This window comes from Mesorhizobium sp. B2-1-8 (assembly GCF_006442545.2).
In the GTDB taxonomy this organism is placed as follows: Bacteria; Pseudomonadota; Alphaproteobacteria; order Rhizobiales; family Rhizobiaceae; genus Mesorhizobium.
This window is the reverse complement of record NZ_CP083952.1, coordinates 2,231,118-2,248,496: the sequence shown is the minus strand read 5'-3', so window position 1 is coordinate 2,248,496 and position 17,379 is coordinate 2,231,118. Positions and strand designations below refer to the sequence as shown.

Below are 17,379 nucleotides of genomic sequence, written 5' to 3'. Positions count from 1 at the left end.
CATGTTGAGGGGGTGATACAGCCATGCTCGATCCGATCGTGAATTTCTTCACCCGGATTTTCCAGTGGATCGGCCGCGGCATCGGCCTTGTGATCGGCGTGATCCTGTGGCCCTTCATGTGGGCCGGCCGGTGGTACACACAGCGCGGCTGGATCCTCAAGGCGATAGTCGGCCTTGCCGTCCTGGTGCTCATCGGCCTCTACGCCAACTTCTTCTACGCCACCCAGTGGTGGAACAAGTTCAACCCGAACTACCCGGATACCTATACTTTCGAGAAGCGCAACGTTTCCGCCGGTGAGCAGGTCGCCGCCGGAGCCGGCACCGACACGGCAAAGACCTGCGGCAATTCCGGCATCGCCCAGGTGGCGGCCGACCTGATCGACTTCAACGTCAACCAGAATGCCTGGGTGTCGTCGATGGTCCTCTACAAGCTCGGCCTGTTCGGCATCGACTGGGACAACACGCCATGGATGGACAACAAGGCTTCGTTCCAGCGCGGCATCAATCAGGCGGTGCGACGCACAGCCACCGAGCTTGCAGACAACCTCGGCCGTGTGCGCACCACGTCGCAGATCGATACCAATCTCCAGGATGCTCGTGGTCAGCTGCAGTACGACGAGTCCATCTGGTATATCAGCCGCAACGGCATGACCGCGACCACGCCCAGCATGTATCGGCGCGCGATGAGCAATCTGCGTTCTTTCAACGCTCGCCTCGCCACCTGCCAGGCGACTTTTGATGCGCGCGCGGACAATCTTAAGCAATATATCGACCGCATCGCCAGTGACATCGGTTCGACCTCGGCCATCCTCAAGGAGCGCGCCGAGAACCACAACAATGGCTGGTTCGATTTCCGTGCCGACGACCGCTACTGGTTCGCCTATGGCCAGCTCTACGCCTATTACGGCCTGATGAAGGGCGCCCAGGCCGATTTCGAGGACGTCATCAAGGAAAAGCACCTGCAGAGCCTGTGGGACACGATGGACGCGCAGTTCGTGTCGGCTCTGCGTATCCAGCCCTTCATCATCGCCAACGGTCGCGAGGACGGCTGGCTGCTGCCGACCCATCTGACGACGATGGGCTTTTACATCCTGCGGGTGCGCTCCAACATGGTCGAAATCAGCAACGTGCTGACGCAGTAGCGCTATTCAGTGGCAACCCCATGCGATGGTGAATTTGCGCCGTCGCGTCTGTCGCATTCCGTGCATTGTGCGGCTGTTTTGAGACGGCGGAAGCGTCCGTGCTCTGGCTTCTATACGGCGCGGCAAGCGGAGCCATAAAGAACCGGGAATAGGTCGGGCCGCCGCAGAGGAATTTTCTCTATAGGAAACATAGTTGCATGAAAGTTGACGCCGCCGCAGCGACAGGGTTAGATGCCCCGCGCGTCCGGCTCCAGCCTTCTTGCGAGTAAGATCAACCCCGTCCCCTCCACCGTCCAATCCAGAGGAACGCCGTCATGGCCGAAGTGAAGTCCGACATCGAGATCGCGCGTGGCGCCAGGAAAAAGCAGATCCAGGAGATCGGCCAGAAGATCGGCATCCCGACCGAACATCTGCTGCCCTACGGCCACGACAAGGCCAAGATCTCGGCCGAGTTCATCAAGTCGGTGAAGGGCAACAAGGACGGCAAGCTGATCCTCGTCACCGCCATCAACCCGACCCCGGCCGGCGAAGGCAAGACCACCACCACCGTCGGCCTCGGCGACGGCCTGAACCGCATCGGCAAGAAGGCGATCGTCTGCATTCGCGAAGCTTCGCTCGGCCCGAATTTCGGCGTCAAGGGCGGTGCCGCCGGCGGCGGTTACGCACAGGTCGTGCCGATGGAGGACATGAACCTCCACTTCACCGGCGACTTCCACGCCATCACCACCGCGCACAACCTTCTGTCGGCGCTGATCGACAACCACATCTACTGGGGCAATGAGCTCGGCATCGACACCCGCCGCGTCGTGTGGCGCCGCGTCATGGACATGAACGACCGGGCGTTGCGCGAAATCATCAGCTCGCTCGGCGGCGTCGCCAACGGTTTTCCGCGCGAAGCCGGCTTCGACATCACCGTCGCCTCGGAAGTGATGGCGATCCTGTGCCTGTCCACCGACCTGAAGGACCTGGAAAAGCGCCTCGGCGACATCATCGTCGCCTATCGCCGCGACAAGACACCGGTCTTTGCCCGCGACCTCAAGGCCGATGGCGCCATGGCCGTGCTTTTGAAGGACGCCATGCAGCCCAACCTGGTGCAGACGCTGGAGAACAACCCGGCCTTCGTGCATGGCGGTCCGTTCGCCAACATCGCGCATGGCTGCAACTCGGTCGTCGCCACCACGACGGCGCTGAAGCTCGCCGACTATGTCGTCACCGAAGCCGGCTTCGGCGCTGATCTGGGCGCTGAGAAGTTCTTCGACATCAAGTGCCGCAAAGCGGGCCTGAAGCCGGCGGCGGCCGTCATCGTCGCCACCGTTCGGGCCATGAAAATGAATGGCGGCGTCAAGAAGGAAGACCTCGGCAAGGAAAACGTCGAGGCGGTGAAGAAGGGCTGCGCCAATCTCGGCCGCCACATCGAGAACATCCGCCAGTTCGGCGTGCCGGCGGTGGTTGCCATCAACCACTTCTATTCCGACACGGACGCCGAGATCCAGGCGATGAAGGACTATGTCGCCTCGATGGGCGAAGAGGCTATCCTGTGCAAGCACTGGGCCAACGGCTCGGCGGGCATCGAGGAGCTCGCCAACAAGGTGGTGGCGCTTGCCGAATCCGGCGCGTCGCAGTTCGCGCCGCTCTATCCCGACGCGATGCCGCTGTTCGAGAAGATCAACACCATCGTCCAGCGCATCTATCGCGGCTCCGAAGCGATCGCCGACAAGTCGGTGCGCGACCAGTTGCACGCCTGGGAGCAGGCCGGCTACGGCAATCTGCCGGTCTGCATGGCCAAGACGCAGTATTCCTTCTCGACCGACCCGAACCTGCGCGGCGCGCCGACCGGCCACACCGTGCCGGTGCGCGAGGTCAGGCTTTCGGCCGGCGCGGGCTTTGTCGTCATCATCTGCGGCGAGGTCATGACCATGCCTGGCCTGCCAAGCAAGCCGTCGTCGGAGAAGATCTTCCTCAACGAGGCCGGCCAGATCGAAGGCCTGTTCTGATCTTTTGTCCCAACAATCAAGAAAGGGCGCCGCATCGCCGCGGCGCCCTTTCTGTTTGCGGATCGTCCTACGCGGCGCTGCGCGCCAGTGCCCGCTGGTTGGATGCATGGATGGTGTCGCGTTCCGGCAGTGCGCCCGACCTCAGGCACCCGATCCATTCGGCGGTCTTGAGCACTGCGGCGAAGCGCGACTGCAGTATGATGCTCACGACGCGATGGATCTCCTCGGCCGAGGCGTAGCCGGCGCTGTTGGCGTAGGGCACCGAACCGGTCGCGTCGGACAGGAACTCGACGGCAAAACCCATATGCACGGCGTGGATGATGGTCGACAGGTCGCAATTGTGCGTCATGTAGCCGACGACCGCGATCGTATCGACGGCGTTGGCGCGCAGCCAGGCCTCGAGGTCGGTGCCGGTGAAGGCGCTCGGCAAATTCTTCTCGACATAATGGTCTCGGCCGCGCTTGGCGATCTCCGGATGCAGTTCGCCGCCATGGCTGCCCTTGGCGAAGATCGGCGAGGTCTCGGGCGCCATCTGCTTGACGACCACCACCTTGATGCCGGCGGCGGCGGCGGCATCCATGGCGCACGCCACGTTGACGACGCTGTCGCGGAACGGCGGATGCTGGATGGCCAGATTGCCGCCGTCATAGTCGTTCTGGACGTCGATGACGACGAGCGCGCGGCGCGGCGCGGTATTGGCTGGGTCAGACATGATGTTTCCTTTCGGGCTTGAATGCGATGGGCCGAAAATAACGCGGTGGCTTAGGCGCCAACAGTGGCCCGATTGACATCGTCCGAAAGAATTGGGACAATCCACATCCACACTGGAAACGCCCCATGACCGCTCCCATCATCGCCGTCCTCGCCTTCGACGGCATCAGCCCGTTCCATCTCTCCGTGCCTTGCCTGGTGTTCGGCGCGGACCGCACCAACCTCGGCCTGCCGTGCTTCGACTTCCGTGTCTGCGGGGTCGAGGAAGGGCTGATCCGGACCGATGCCGGGCTGAGCATCCTGGTCCCGCACGGGCTTGCCGCGCTCGAAGACGCCGATATCGTCATCATCCCGAGTTGGAAGGACCTCGAAGCACCTCTGGCAAAACCGATCGAGGAAGCGCTTCGCCGCGCCCACCGGCGCGGCGCGCTGATCGTGGGACTGTGTCTCGGCACCTTTGCCCTCGCCGCCGCCGGCCTGCTCTCTGGACGGAGGGCGACCACGCATTGGGCCTATACCGACCGGTTGCAGGCCCTTCATCCCGACATTTCAGTCGACGCGGACGTGCTCTATGTCGATGATGGCGACATCGTCACCTCCGCCGGCGTCGCCGCCGGGCTCGACTGCTGCCTGCACATCGTGCGCGCCCGCTATGGCGCGGAGGCGGCACTGCGGCTCGCCCGGCACGTCGTCCTCTCCCCGCACCGGCAGGGCGGACAGGCGCAGTTCATCGAGCGCCCGGTGGCAAAAAGCGCCAATGCCGACCGTTTCACCGAGGCGCTCGACGCGGTTCGCGCGGCGCTTGGCGAAACGCACAGCCTTGACGGCGTCGCCGAAGCAGCCGGCCTGACACGGCGCACTTTCACCCGCCGCTTCCAGAAATCGATCGGCACAAGTTTTGGCGATTGGCTGACCAGCCAGCGGATCGAACTGGCACAACGGCTGCTGGAAACCACCGAAAAATCGATGGACGTCGTGGCTTTCGAGGCCGGCTTCGGCAGCGCCACATCGCTGCGCCAGCACTTTTCCGCGCGGCTCCGGACCTCACCGGCGCAATACCGGCGTGAATTTTCCAGGCGGGCCGATGTCGGGGAGCGCATGCCACGCCTCCCGGCTGCATCGATTGGGCACGCAAGCGCACTCAGCCCCGGCTGACGACCCGCGCCGGATTGCCGACCACGGTCGTGTTCGCCGCCACGTCGCGCGTCACCACGGCCCCGGCGCCGACAATGGCGCCTTCGCCGATGCTGACGCCGCCAAGGATGATCGCGCCGCCGCCGATCCAGGCATTGTCGCCGATCGTGACCGGCCTGGCGATCTCCAGTCCCGCCTGCCGCCCTGCCGGCTCCTTGTGGTGTTCGGCGCAATAAATCTGCACATTGGGGCCAAGCAGCGTCCCTTTGCCGATGCGCACCGGCGCGGTGTCGAGAATGGTACAGCCGGCATTGAGAAAGACGCCGTCGCCGAGGAAGAGATTGAAACCGTAGGCACAATGAAACGGCGCCTCGATGCGGACCCCCTCGCCCACGCCGCCCAGCAGTGTCCGGAGGGCTGGCCCGAGGTTCCCGCGTTGACGGGGCGGGAGCGTATTGTGTTCGAACACAGCATCCGCGGCCAAGCCGCGCAACGCGCCAAGATCGTCATCCAGGCACCTATACCATTCGCCGGCCGCCATCTTCGCACGTTCGCTCTGAGCCATGGCAGTGCCTCCGTTTGACATCATTGCGAACAGCGCCGAGGCAAGGACTGACGTGAACCTATAGACCAGGATACGCGGCTTTACGGAATTGGTCACCGTGCCGTCACGACCGTTGATCGCAAGCGGGCATTCGCGATCCGCGCCCGGCAACGAAATAATTCAAGACCGCTGTCGATTTCCGGGTAACTCATTCGTCCTCGATACGAAGCCGAAGAAATCCGCCCAAGAAGGGAAACGACCGATGACCATCACCATCACAGCATTTGAACGATCGCCCGATGGCGGCAAGGGGCTGGCGCGCGATACCCGCGTTCGCTGGGCGCTCGAAGAGGTGGGGCAGCCCTATGAGGTTCGTCTTGTTTCCTTCGCGGGGATGAAGGCGCCCGATCATCTGGCCATCCATCCCTTCGGGCAGATCCCCACCTATGAGGACGGTTCTCTCTCGCTGTTCGAGACCGGCTCGATCGTCTTTCATCTTGCCGATCAGCATGCGGGCCTGCTGCCGAAGGACCGCAATGCCCGCGCCCGCGCGATCACATGGATGTTGGCCGCCTTGAACACCGTCGAGCCGCCGATTCTCGAATTGACGACGGCAAGGATATTCGAAGCTGACAAGCCCTGGAGCGAGGCGCGCTTGCCGCTGGTAAAGGACCGTGTTCGCGCCCGGCTGGACAGTCTCTCGGCTTACCTGGGTGTCTCCGACTGGCTCGATGGTGCGTTCAGCGTCGGCGATTTGCTGATGGTGTCGGTGCTGCTGCGACTGAGAATGTCGGGCATTCTGGACGAATACCAAAACCTGGCCGCCTATGTCGCGCGGGGGGAAGCTCGGCCCGCTTATATCAGGGCCTTTGCCGCGCAATTTGCTGTCAACGCTCCAGCCAAGTGACCCGCCTCAATCCACTGTGGCTGCGCTTGTGAGTCTGCGCGCCTAGCCAAATATCCGGCCTATGGTAGCCTGCCGTCTAGGGCTGTTCCGGCCCGGGATCGAGGGGGGCCGACCGTGCTCTACATTCTTGCACTTCTGATCGGCGTCATTGCCGGCCTGCGCGCCATGACGGCACCTGCCGCCGTCGCCTGGGGCGCCTATTTCGGCTGGCTGCCGGTCGCCGGCACCTGGGCGAGCTTCATGAGCCATTGGGCGGCTGTCGGCATCTTCACAATCCTGGCCATCGTCGAACTGGTCACCGACCAGCTGCCGTCGACGCCAAGCCGCAAAGTGCCGCGGCAGTTCGGCGCCCGCATCCTGCTCGGCGCCTTTTCCGGCGCGGTGCTCGGCGCGGCCGGCGGCGCCACCGTCGTCTGCCTGATCGCCGGCGCCATCGGCGCGGTCATCGGCACGCTGGGTGGTGCCGAAGCGCGCGGCCGGCTGGCGGCGGCTTTCGGCAAGGACCCGCCCGCGGCCTTCATCGAGGACGCCGTGGCGATCATCGGCGGCCTGCTGATCGTGGCGGCGACGGCATGACTGCGAAAACCTTCGACGCCATCATCATCGGCGCTGGTCAGGCAGGGCCGCCCTTGGCGGGCCGCCTGACGGCCGCGGGCATGAGCGTGGCGCTGATCGAGCGCAAGCTGGTCGGCGGCACCTGCGTCAACACCGGCTGCATGCCGACCAAGGCCATGGTCGCCAGCGCCTATGCCGCGCATCTGGCGCGGCGCGCCGCCGACTATGGCGTGACGCTCCCAGGCCCCGTGGGGGTCGATTATCCCCGGATCAAAGCGCGCAAGGACAAGGTTACCAACGACGCCCGTGGCAATCTGGAGACATGGATCGCCGGTATGAAAGGCTGCACGCTCTATCGCGGCCATGCACGCTTCGTATCCGCCAATACGGTGCGCGTCGGCGACGACCTTTTGACCGCCGAAAAGATCTTCCTCAATACGGGCGGCCGCGCCTCGGTGCCGGATCTGCCCGGCATCCGCGACATCGACTATCTGACCAATTCCTCGATGATGGATCTCGACGTTTTGCCGCGCCACCTCGTCGTCGTCGGCGGCAGCTACGTCTCGCTCGAATTCGCGCAGATGTTCCGCCGCTTCGGCTCGGAGGTCACCGTCATCGAAAAGGGCCCGCGCCTGACCGGCCGTGAGGACGAGGACGTCTCGGCCGCCATCCTGTCGATCCTCGAAAACGAAGGCATCGCGGTCCATGTCGGCGCCGACAACATCGGCTTCGCCAAACACGGTGGGGATATTGCCGTGACCTTCTCCGTCGGCAAGCCGCCCGCGATCGGATCGCATGTGCTGCTGGCGCTGGGCCGAACGCTCAACACCGATGATCTCGGTCTCGACAAGGCGGGCGTCGAGGTCGACGGACGCGGCGCGATTGTCGTCGACGACCAGTTGCGCACAAGCGTGCCAGGCATCTGGGCGATGGGCGACTGCAACGGCAAGGGCGCCTTCACCCACACCTCCTACAACGACTATGAGATCGTCGCCGCCAATCTGCTCGACAATGATCCGCGCAAGGTCAGCGACCGCATCGAGGCCTACGCGCTCTACATCGACCCGCCACTCGGCCGTTGCGGCATGACCGAGGCCGCGGTGAGGAAATCCGGACGTCGCGCCCTGGTCGGCCAGCGACCGATGACCCGCGTCGGCCGCGCCGTCGAAAAGGGCGAGACGCAGGGTTTCATGAAGATCCTCGTCGATGCCGACAGCAGGGAAATCCTCGGCTGCTCGGTGCTCGGCCCCGGCGGCGACGAGGCAGTGCATTGCGTGCTCGACCTGATGTACGCCAAGGCGCCGGTCGATACGCTGGCGCGCGCGATGCACATCCATCCGACGGTTTCTGAGCTGCTGCCGACGATAGCCCAGGAAGTGAAGCCGCTGGCCTGAGACAGGAGTGGTTCGGCGTTGGTAGAATCGCCGAGCCGCCCTACGGACGCCCCGGCGCTCGTTTCCAATGCGCTCCACGATTTCTGCATTGCTGCATTGCGGCAATGTCTGTTGCGCCCAGCAGCGATCCTCGCGCAGTCTCCAGATTGAACCGATTCAGTCTGGACCTCCCATGCCTTTGCCGATCCTTGCGCTTGCCATTGCGTCCTTCTGCATCGGCACTACCGAATTCGTCATCATGGGCCTGCTGCCGGAGGTCGCGGCCGATCTCGGCGTGACGATCCCCGCCGCCGGCCTGCTGGTCACCGGCTACGCACTGGGCGTCGTCTTCGGCGCGCCCATCGTTGCGCTGGCCACCGCGCATTTGCCGCGCAAGCCCGTGCTGGTCGGGCTTGCCGCGCTCTTCGTCGTTGGCAATCTCTTCTGCGCCATCGCGCCCAATTACTGGCTGCTGATGGCTGCGCGCGTCTTCACCGCTTTCGGCCACGGCGCCTTTTTCGGCATCGGCTCGGTCGTCGCCGCAAGCCTGGTGCCCCGCAACAAGCGCGCCAGCGCCATCGCGCTGATGTTCGCCGGCCTGACGCTCGCCAACATCCTCGGCGTTCCCGCCGGCACGGCACTCGGCGAAGCCTTCGGCTGGCGGGCCACTTTCCTGGCCGTGGTCGGCATCGGCCTGATCTCGGTCGCGGCCATCGCCTGGCTGGTGCCGTCCGACGTCACGGAGCCGAGCGGCGGCGGTCTGCGCGCCGAAGTCCGCGTGCTCGGCAAGCTGCAGGTGTGGCTGGCGATGCTGATCGCGGCGCTGACCTCGGCCAGCCTGTTCGCCGTCTTCACCTATATCAAACCCTACCTCACCGACGTGTCGGGCCTGTCGACCGCGGCGGTTACCTGGGTGCTTTTGCTGTTCGGCGCCGGCATGACCATCGGCAACATCATCGGCGGCAGGCTGGCCGACTGGAAACTGATGCCGACGGTGATCGCCACCTTGCTGCTGATGGCCCTTCTGTTCGTCGGCTTCATGCAGTTCGGCGCGATCGCCAGCGTTGCCATCGGCATCGTCTTCCTATGGGGCCTGCTCATCTTCGTCGTCGTGCCGCCGCTGCAAATCCGTGTCGTCGAGGCGGCTTCCGAAGGACCGAACCTTGCCGCCACGCTCAACCAGGGCGCCTTCAACGTCGGCAATGCCGGCGGCGCCTGGATCGGCGGCGTGGCGCTGTCATCAGGCGTTTCCTATGCCAATTTGCCGCTGGTCGGCGCGGTGCTCGCCCTGATTGCGGTTACTGTTGCGGTGCTGTCGCAGGCGCTGGACCGGCGCGCGCCCATCGCCGCCCTCCAGCCTGCCGCCGAGTAACTGCCTGTCGCCCAAAAGCATGCCCACGGGCTTGACCCGTGGGTGCGCAGCGGTTTTGGGACAACGACATGCGCAAGGCAAAAGACTGTTATTGCGCCCATGGCGCGGCGGGCTGGACCAATCGACATCGGTGCCCTCCAATGGGCATGTCGTCTCGGTCTTGAAGGAGGACGTCATGCAGAAATCGATTGAACGCATCGCCGGGGACAGCGAGGGCGTTTCCTACGAATTCCCGGTGTTCCGCTTCGCCGGTGCAGACAAGGCAGCGCCTTCTGCCTACCTGCAGGCGGCACTCCATGCCGGAGAATTGCCTGGCGTCGTCGCCATCGATGCATTGATGCCGATGCTGAACAAGGCCGAGGCCGAAGGCCGCATCAGGGGCAACATCACCATCGTGCCCTGGGCCAACCCGATCGGCCGCGCGCAGTATCATTTCGGCGAGCACCAGGGCCGCTTTCATCTGGGCACCCGCACCAATTTCAACCGCGGCTTTCCGTTGCTGGCCGCGCCCGACACCAGGCTTCTGCCGGACGCCACTTTTGGCGGCGCCGACCAGCGGCTGAAGTCGCGGCTGGTGCAGCTTTCGCTCGGCCACGACATCGTGCTCGACCTGCATTGCGACGACGAGGGCCTTGCCTATCTCTACGTCCACACCAGCCTGTGGCCTGGAATGGCCGATTGCGCCGCCGCCATGGGTGTCGATGCCGTGGTGCTGTGGAGCGAGGACACCGACGGCACTTTCGAGGGCGCTTCGATCATGCCCTACCAGAACGCAGCCGCCGACGTGGCGAAGTTCGACAGGCGCGTCGCCACCACGGTCGAATATCGCGGCATCCTCGATGTCGATGGCGCGCTTGCCTCGGCCGACGCAGCAGGCCTCTACCGGCTGCTGGCGGCGCGCGGCGTGATATCCGACAGCGCCCTGCCCGCACCCGGCCCGTTCAAGGGTGTCGCGGCACCTCTGGAAAACATCGACATGATGCCGGCACCACGGGGCGGCGCGGTCCTCTACGACGTCAAGCCCGGCGACCGCGTCACCCGGGGCGCTCGTCTCGCCACCATTGTCCACGCTCCGGGCGAAGCCGATGGCCGCACCGAAGTGTTCGCACCACAGGATGGCATCATCCTGACCCGCCGCTCGCGCCGCATCATCCGCGCCGGCGAAGACCTGTTGAAACTGGTCGGCGACAGGAAGAGCAGCGATGCCAGGTCGGGCACGCTGGAGGATTAGCCTCCGTCGAATCCAGTTGCGCGGCCGCCCAATCGCCGCTAAGGGAATCGCCATGAACATGCGTTCGACCAAGACCATTTGGTGGTGGGCCTGCTGACAGCGGCCTGTTCGAACGCGTGCGCGTGAAAATAGAGGGTGGCCGCAACGGAATGTCCGGGCGGCCATTTGTTTTTCAAAGCCATTCCCGGGTCCGTTGCCCAAGTAGCTGATGGAGACGGCAATGACGTTGAAGGTTCTGGACAACGGCGCTGAAAGCTTCGTGACGGCGGGTGGCATCACCATCACCCGCGAACGCCACGACCGGCCCTATGAAGGTGCGATCGACACCTATGTCGACGGCCTGAATTCGCGCCGGGGCGCGGTGTTTTCCTCCAATTACGAATATCCCGGCCGCTATACGCGCTGGGATACGGCCATCATCGATCCGCCGCTGGTCATCTCCGCACGCGGCCGCGCCATGCGCATCGAGGCGCTGAACGGCCGTGGCGAGGCGCTGCTGCCTGTCGTCGGCAGGACGCTCGGCGGTCTCTCCGAGGTCACGATCGCCGAGACCACGAAAAAGCTGATCCGCCTCGATGTCGCCAAGCCCGGCCGTGTCTTCACCGAGGAGGAACGCAGCCGCGTTCCCTCCGTCTTCACCGTGCTGCGCGCCATCACCGCTCTGTTCAAGACGGCCGAAGACGCCAATCTCGGCCTCTACGGCGCCTTCGGCTACGACCTTGCCTTCCAGTTCGACCCGGTCGAGCACACGCTCGTTCGCAAGGAAAGCCAGCGCGACCTGGTGCTGTTCCTGCCCGACGAGATCCTGGTCGTCGACCACTATTCGGCCAAGGCCTGGACTGACCGTTACGATTATGCGGGCGAGGGTTTTTCGACCGAAGGCCTGCCGCGCGACCAGGTCGCCGAGCCGTTCAAGACCGCCGACCGCATCCCGCCGCGCGGCGACCATGAGCCGGGCGAATACGCCAATCTGGTGCGCCGGGCGATGGACAGCTTCAAGCGCGGCGACCTGTTCGAGGTCGTCCCCGGCCAGATGTTCTACGAACGCTGCGAGACGCAGCCATCCGAGATTTCGCGCAAGCTGAAGTCCATCAACCCGTCGCCCTATTCCTTCTTCATCAATCTGGGCGAGAACGAATATCTGATCGGCGCGTCGCCGGAGATGTTCGTGCGCGTCAACGGCCGCCGCGTCGAGACCTGCCCGATCTCCGGCACCATCAAGCGCGGCGACGACGCCATTTCGGATAGCGAGCAGATCATCAAGCTGCTCAACTCCAAGAAGGACGAGTCCGAACTCACAATGTGCTCGGACGTCGACCGCAACGACAAGTCGCGGGTCTGCGATCCAGGTTCGGTGCGCGTCATCGGCCGCCGCCAGATCGAGATGTATTCGCGCCTGATCCACACCGTCGACCACATCGAGGGCCGTTTGCGCGAGGGCATGGACGCTTTCGACGCGTTTCTGTCGCATGCCTGGGCCGTCACCGTCACCGGCGCGCCGAAACTGTGGGCCATGCGCTTCATCGAGCAGAACGAGAAGAGCCCGCGCGCCTGGTATGGCGGCGCCATCGGCATGGTCAACTTCAACGGCGACATGAACACCGGGCTTACCTTGCGCACCATCCGCATCAAGGACGGCATCGCCGAGGTGCGCGCCGGCGCTACATTGCTCTTCGACAGCATTCCCGAGGAAGAAGAAGCCGAAACCGAACTGAAGGCATCCGCCATGCTCTCCGCCATCCGCGACGCCAAGATGGGTAATTCGACTAGCACCGAGCGCACCACGGCGCGCGTCGGCGACGGCGTCAACATCCTGCTGGTCGACCATGAGGACAGCTTCGTGCATACGCTGGCGAACTACTTCCGCCAGACCGGCGCCAATGTCTCGACCGTGCGCACGCCGGTGCCGGAGGAAGTCTTCGAGCGACTGAAGCCCGACCTGGTCGTGCTGTCGCCCGGACCCGGCACGCCCAAGGATTTCGACTGCGCGGCGACCATCAGACGAGCGCGCGCCCGCGACCTGCCGATCTTCGGCGTCTGCCTTGGCCTGCAGGCGCTGGCCGAAGCCTATGGCGGCGAACTCAGGCAGTTGCACATTCCCATGCACGGCAAGCCGTCGCGGATCCGTGTCTCGAAACCGGGCATCATCTTCTCGGGCCTGCCCAAGGAAGTCACCGTCGGCCGCTACCACTCGATCTTCGCCGATCCGGTGCGCCTGCCGGACGATTTCATGGTGACCGCCGAGACAGAGGACGGCGTCATCATGGCCTTCGAGCACCGCAAGGAGCCGATCGCCGCGGTGCAGTTTCACCCGGAATCGATCATGACGCTCGGCCACAATGCCGGCATGCGCATCATCGAAAACATCGTCGCGCATTTGCCGCGCAAGGCCAAGGAAAAGGCAGCCTGACGGTAATGGCCGAAGCCGACAACACCATGGCGATCGCGGCGAAAGCCGCCGCGAAGCGCAAGGTCGCCAACCTTGCCTTCTGGTCGATCGTGGTCGCCTTTGTCGTGCTCGCGCTCAAAGCCACCGCCTGGTACCTGACCGGATCCGTCGCGCTCTATTCGGACGCGCTGGAATCGATCGTCAATGTCATTGCCTCGATGGCGGCCTTCTGGGCGATCCAGGTCAGCTACAAGCCGGCCGACCAGGATCATCCCTTCGGCCATCACAAGGCCGAGTATTTCTCGGCCGTGCTCGAAGGCGTGCTGATCGTCGTCGCCGCGCTTCTGATCCTGAGCGAGGTCTGGCGCTCCTGGCAGACGCCGGCGCCGCTCGAACAGCCCTGGGAAGGCCTTGCGATCAACGGCATCGCCACCGTCATCAATGCTTTCTGGGCCTGGACGCTGATCCGCACAGGCCGGGCCGAGAAATCGCCGGCGCTGGTCGCCGACGGCAACCACATCATGACCGATGTGGTGACCTCGGTCGGCGTCTTCGGCGGCCTGGTCGGAGCAATCCTGACCGGCTGGCAGATCCTCGACCCGGCATTGGCCGTCATCGTCGCGCTCAACATCCTGTGGCAGGGCTGGCATGTCATCGGCTCGTCGATGAACGGCCTGATGGACCGGGCCGTCGGCACGGCGGAGCACATGCGCATCCGCGACATCATTTCGGCCAATTGCAAGGGCGCGATGGAGGTGCACGACCTCAAGACCCGCATCGCCGGCCGCGCCACCTTCATCGAGTTCCATCTGGTCGTCGATGCCGACATGTCGGTCGGCGCCAGCCATATCATCTGCGACCGTATCGAGGACGCGCTGAAGGCCGACATCCCCTCGGTGCGCGTGACAATCCATGTCGAGCCCGACGACGAGGCCAAGCTGCCGAAGGGCACGACCGCCGTGCCGTTTGCTTAGCTTTGCGCTAGCCTGAGGCCTGTCGAGATTCAGGTCAGGCCGAGTCGAGAATGGTGACTTCCGAGAACCGGAGCGGAGCGTACTTTAAGTACGTGAGCTCAGTTCTACTGCGACGCAGTAGAACGGGGAAGCGCAGGAAGCCGCCATTCGCAGGCCGGCATCACCTGAATATCGACAGGCCTCAAGGCGCGCAGGCTGATTGCGGCATCGATTCCAGCCGATAGATCTTATCGTCCGACTTGGTCTTGCCATCGGCGGCTTTCGAACAGAGGTCGACAACCGCGAGGCTGCTGTTGGGGTTGGCCAGCATGATGGTGCCGTTGGCGCCGCGCTTGAGGAAGATTTCCTTTTGCGCGATGTCGCAGGAAAAATTGCTCATCTTCGCACTCGCAGCGCAGCGCCACTGGTCGGCTTCGCCCTGGCACGAATAGGTCTGCATGACCTTGGCCCCCTTCTGCCGTGTGGTGACGGAGACGGCGATGTCGGCGCCGTCGGGCCAGTTCGTGACATCGCCCCCGGAGGCGAAGGAGGCCAGTTCCACCGGCCCGCGGAACACCCGGATCGACTGCGTCAGTTGGCCGGGATGCAAACTCATATGCGCCGCATCATAGTCGCGCCCGTAACAGAAGGCCTGGTCGGGTTTGAGCCGCTCGCGCAACGGCGCCCCGAGCGCCGGATCGATCGGATCGATGCGTGCGAACTCGGCCTTGCAGGTGGCAGCCGGCATTGGGTCGAGGCGGAAATTGTCGTCCTCCGACCCGAGCGCTTGCCTGTCGTATTCAGCCGAGCCGAGTTCCTCTTCCGAACCGGCATCGAGGTAAATATCAGGCGACAGATCGGACAGGATCAGCCTGCCCTTGTCGTCGACCTTCAGCGACGCCAGCGTGCGATCGCAATCCATGCCGCAGCGGATCGGGGCCGATTTGCCGTCCTCGGACTGGTGATTGCACCAGCCGCCGGCCCATTCCGGCGCCTTGGCACCGCGCACCGTGGTGGTGAGGAAGCCATTGTAGGACGTATCGGAATTCGCGCTCGGTTCCTCATTCGGACGTCTGACCGGATCACGGCCGTAGTAGAAGAAAATCCGCGCCACTTTCTGCTTCGGATGCGCCTTGAGGTGCGCCGCGTCATAGACCCGGCCGAAGCAGGCGTCCGCCCCTTTAGGGCTGAGTTCGGTGAGCTTGAGCGCATCATCGGCAAAAGCAGAACCCACAACTCCGCCAATCAGTGCGGCGCCGAACCCGGCGCTGGCGAGCGTCTTCCATTCACTGAACGCCACGTGACCCCCTCCTCCGCATCGACAGGACGTAGCGTCAATTTATGCTAGTATTGCGGCTTGAGCCACGCAAATCGCGGGAAGCCGGCAAGCCAGGAACAGGAAGGGGACGCCATGCGCCGACGTGACATGTTCCAGGCGGCCCTCGCCGGAGCTGGAACCCTTCTCGGCCTGCGGGCGGTACAGGCAGCGACCACCGAGCCTGCCAGGCTGAAGGTCGCCTATCACCTCAGCGATCTCGACAAGGTCAATTTCGTGCTCGGCAACATCAAGAACCACTATGAGGGCACCGGCGGCAGCGTCGAGATCGCGCTGGTCGTGCATGGCCCGGCCCTTGCCGCCTTCAAGTCGAAGGGCATATCGGCGGCGATTTCGGGGCGCTTTACCGGTCTTGTCCAGCAAGGGCTCGACCCGCACGCTTGCGGCAACACCATGCACGGCATGGACATTACGCTCGCCGATCTGCTCGACGGATTCCATGCCGCCGACAAGGGCGGCGTCGTCAAGCTCGCCGAATTGCAAAGCCAGGGCTATCTCTATCTCAGGCCTTGAAGCGGCAATGACTTGAATGCAAGGGTGGCAAGACCCGCCAAGATATCGGAAATCCCCGGAGGAACAGCAGTGCCAGAGACAGCCCTTGGTCTTGTCATCCCCGATCTCGCCGGCAAGGCGGTGTTGGTCACCGGCGCCTCGACCGGCATCGGCGCAGCGCTCGCGCTCGCCTATGCCGAGCAGAAATGCAAAGTGGCGCTGCACTATAATTCCAGCCGCGACGCCGCCGAAAAACTCGGCCGGATCCTTGGCGACGGCGGCGCCAAGGTCTTCCTCGTCCAGGGCGATTTTTCTCTTCCCGCCGATGTCGAACGCGTCGTCGAGGACAGCGCGCGACATTTCGGCCGCCTCGACGGGCTCGTCAACAATGCCGGCGGCATGCTCGGCCGCGTACCCTATGCCGAGCAGACCGAGGCGCATTACGACGCGGTGATGGATCTCAACGCACGCTCGGTGCTGACCGCCTCGCGTAAGGCGATCCCGTGGCTGAAAAAACAGGGCGGCTTCATCGTCAACACCTCGTCGATCGCCGCGCGCAATGGCGCCGGCGGCGGCGCCGGCCTTTATGGCTCGGCCAAGGCCTTCGTCTCCAACGTCACGCGCGGCATGGCCAAGGAACTGATCGGTTTCGGCATCCGCGTCAACGCCGTGGCGCCGGGCACCATCCTCACCCCCTTCCACGAACGCTATTCGACCGACGAGCAGATCAAGGGCATGGTCGCCACCATTCCGCAGGGCCGCGCCGGCACGGCGCAAGATTGCGTCGGCGCCTATCTGTTCCTCTCATCGGACCTGTTGAGCGGCTACATCACCGGCCAGGTGATCGAGGTCAATGGCGGCCAGTTGATGCCTTGACCGGCGATCGGCATACTAAACACACTCCTTTCGCGCCAACCCAGGGGACGAGGACATGTACGGACTGATCGGCAAGATGCGGGCGGCGCGCGGCCAACGCGACGCTGTCATGACTGTGCTGCGCGAGAGCACCGGTGCCCTGCCCGGCTGCCTGAGCTATATCATCGCCACCGACCCGGCCGACGCCGACGCGATCTGGGTGACCGAAGTGTGGACCGATCAGGCAAGCCACAAGGCATCCCTGCAGCTACCGGAAGTCCAGGCGGCCATCGCCAAGGCACGCCCCTTCATCGGCGGCTTCGAGTTCCAGGTGGAGACCCACCCGGTCGGCGGCTTCGGCCTGGCTGAAGCCAAAACGGGCTGAGCTGGG

Annotated in this window: 16 protein-coding genes; 13 read left to right on the top strand and 3 right to left on the bottom strand. The window is 64.3% G+C overall.

All coding sequences use genetic code 11. The annotated features are described in order from the left end of the window. The first annotated feature begins 23 nt into the window (after positions 1-23). On the top strand, positions 24-1,142 hold the full coding sequence (locus tag FJ970_RS10925) for a DUF2333 family protein (RefSeq protein WP_140758513.1): 1,119 nt from the start codon (positions 24-26) through the stop codon (positions 1,140-1,142). Between the two features lie 314 nt (positions 1,143-1,456). After that, a complete protein-coding gene (locus tag FJ970_RS10920) occupies positions 1,457-3,136 on the top strand; it encodes a formate--tetrahydrofolate ligase (RefSeq protein WP_140758514.1) in 1,680 nt (559 codons plus the stop codon). A 67-nt stretch (positions 3,137-3,203) separates the two neighbouring features. Here the strand turns inward: FJ970_RS10920 and FJ970_RS10915 are convergent, their stop codons facing one another. Further along, entirely contained in the window at positions 3,204-3,848 is a 645-nt protein-coding gene (locus FJ970_RS10915; protein WP_140758515.1) for a cysteine hydrolase family protein, read from the bottom strand. Between the two features lie 125 nt (positions 3,849-3,973). Between FJ970_RS10915 and FJ970_RS10910 the strand changes: the two genes are divergently transcribed. Beyond that, entirely contained in the window at positions 3,974-5,002 is a 1,029-nt protein-coding gene (locus FJ970_RS10910) for a GlxA family transcriptional regulator (RefSeq protein WP_140758516.1), read from the top strand. Here FJ970_RS10910 and FJ970_RS10905 read toward each other — a convergent pair. Further along, positions 4,989-5,546: a sugar O-acetyltransferase gene (locus FJ970_RS10905; protein WP_140758517.1), complete on the bottom strand. Its 558-nt coding sequence runs from the start codon at positions 5,544-5,546 to the stop codon at positions 4,989-4,991. The genes FJ970_RS10910 and FJ970_RS10905 overlap by 14 nt on opposite strands. 241 nt (positions 5,547-5,787) lie before the next feature. Between FJ970_RS10905 and FJ970_RS10900 the strand changes: the two genes are divergently transcribed. The 7 genes from FJ970_RS10900 (at position 5,788) to FJ970_RS10870 (ending at position 14,326) form a co-directional block, all read left to right on the top strand. Continuing rightward, positions 5,788-6,432 carry a glutathione S-transferase family protein gene (locus FJ970_RS10900; RefSeq protein ID WP_140758518.1) on the top strand — a complete coding sequence of 215 codons (645 nt, stop codon included), beginning with the start codon at positions 5,788-5,790 and terminating at the stop codon, positions 6,430-6,432. Between the two features lie 114 nt (positions 6,433-6,546). After that, the gene (locus FJ970_RS10895; RefSeq protein WP_140758519.1) at positions 6,547-7,008 is read left to right on the top strand and encodes a DUF4126 domain-containing protein; all 462 of its coding nucleotides are present in this window, start codon (positions 6,547-6,549) and stop codon (positions 7,006-7,008) included. Continuing rightward, positions 7,005-8,381, top strand: a complete 1,377-nt coding sequence (locus FJ970_RS10890; protein ID WP_140758520.1) for an FAD-containing oxidoreductase — start codon at positions 7,005-7,007, stop codon at positions 8,379-8,381. The genes FJ970_RS10895 and FJ970_RS10890 overlap by 4 nt, the downstream gene beginning before the upstream one ends. Before the next feature lie 172 nt (positions 8,382-8,553). After that, positions 8,554-9,732, top strand: coding sequence for an MFS transporter (locus tag FJ970_RS10885; RefSeq protein WP_140758521.1), 1,179 nt, complete (start codon positions 8,554-8,556; stop codon positions 9,730-9,732). A gap of 175 nt (positions 9,733-9,907) precedes the next feature. Beyond that, positions 9,908-10,963, top strand: coding sequence for a succinylglutamate desuccinylase/aspartoacylase domain-containing protein (locus FJ970_RS10880; RefSeq protein ID WP_140758522.1), 1,056 nt, complete (start codon positions 9,908-9,910; stop codon positions 10,961-10,963). Between the two features lie 220 nt (positions 10,964-11,183). Then, positions 11,184-13,373: an anthranilate synthase gene (locus FJ970_RS10875; RefSeq protein ID WP_140758523.1), complete on the top strand. Its 2,190-nt coding sequence runs from the start codon at positions 11,184-11,186 to the stop codon at positions 13,371-13,373. 5 nt (positions 13,374-13,378) lie between these two features. After that, entirely contained in the window at positions 13,379-14,326 is a 948-nt protein-coding gene (locus FJ970_RS10870) for a cation diffusion facilitator family transporter (RefSeq protein WP_140758524.1), read from the top strand. Between the two features lie 181 nt (positions 14,327-14,507). Here the strand turns inward: FJ970_RS10870 and FJ970_RS10865 are convergent, their stop codons facing one another. Next, positions 14,508-15,605, bottom strand: a complete 1,098-nt coding sequence (locus FJ970_RS10865; RefSeq protein ID WP_140758525.1) for a hypothetical protein — start codon at positions 15,603-15,605, stop codon at positions 14,508-14,510. 111 nt (positions 15,606-15,716) lie between these two features. Here FJ970_RS10865 and FJ970_RS10860 point away from each other — a divergent pair, with 111 nt between their 5' ends. From FJ970_RS10860 to FJ970_RS10850, 3 genes are all read left to right on the top strand, one after another. After that, positions 15,717-16,154: a DsrE family protein gene (locus FJ970_RS10860; protein WP_140758526.1), complete on the top strand. Its 438-nt coding sequence runs from the start codon at positions 15,717-15,719 to the stop codon at positions 16,152-16,154. Between the two features lie 69 nt (positions 16,155-16,223). After that, on the top strand, positions 16,224-17,009 hold the full coding sequence (locus FJ970_RS10855) for an SDR family NAD(P)-dependent oxidoreductase (RefSeq protein WP_140758527.1): 786 nt from the start codon (positions 16,224-16,226) through the stop codon (positions 17,007-17,009). 55 nt (positions 17,010-17,064) lie between these two features. Then, on the top strand, positions 17,065-17,373 hold the full coding sequence (locus tag FJ970_RS10850) for a putative quinol monooxygenase (protein ID WP_023770344.1): 309 nt from the start codon (positions 17,065-17,067) through the stop codon (positions 17,371-17,373). The last annotated feature ends 6 nt before the right edge of the window (positions 17,374-17,379 follow it).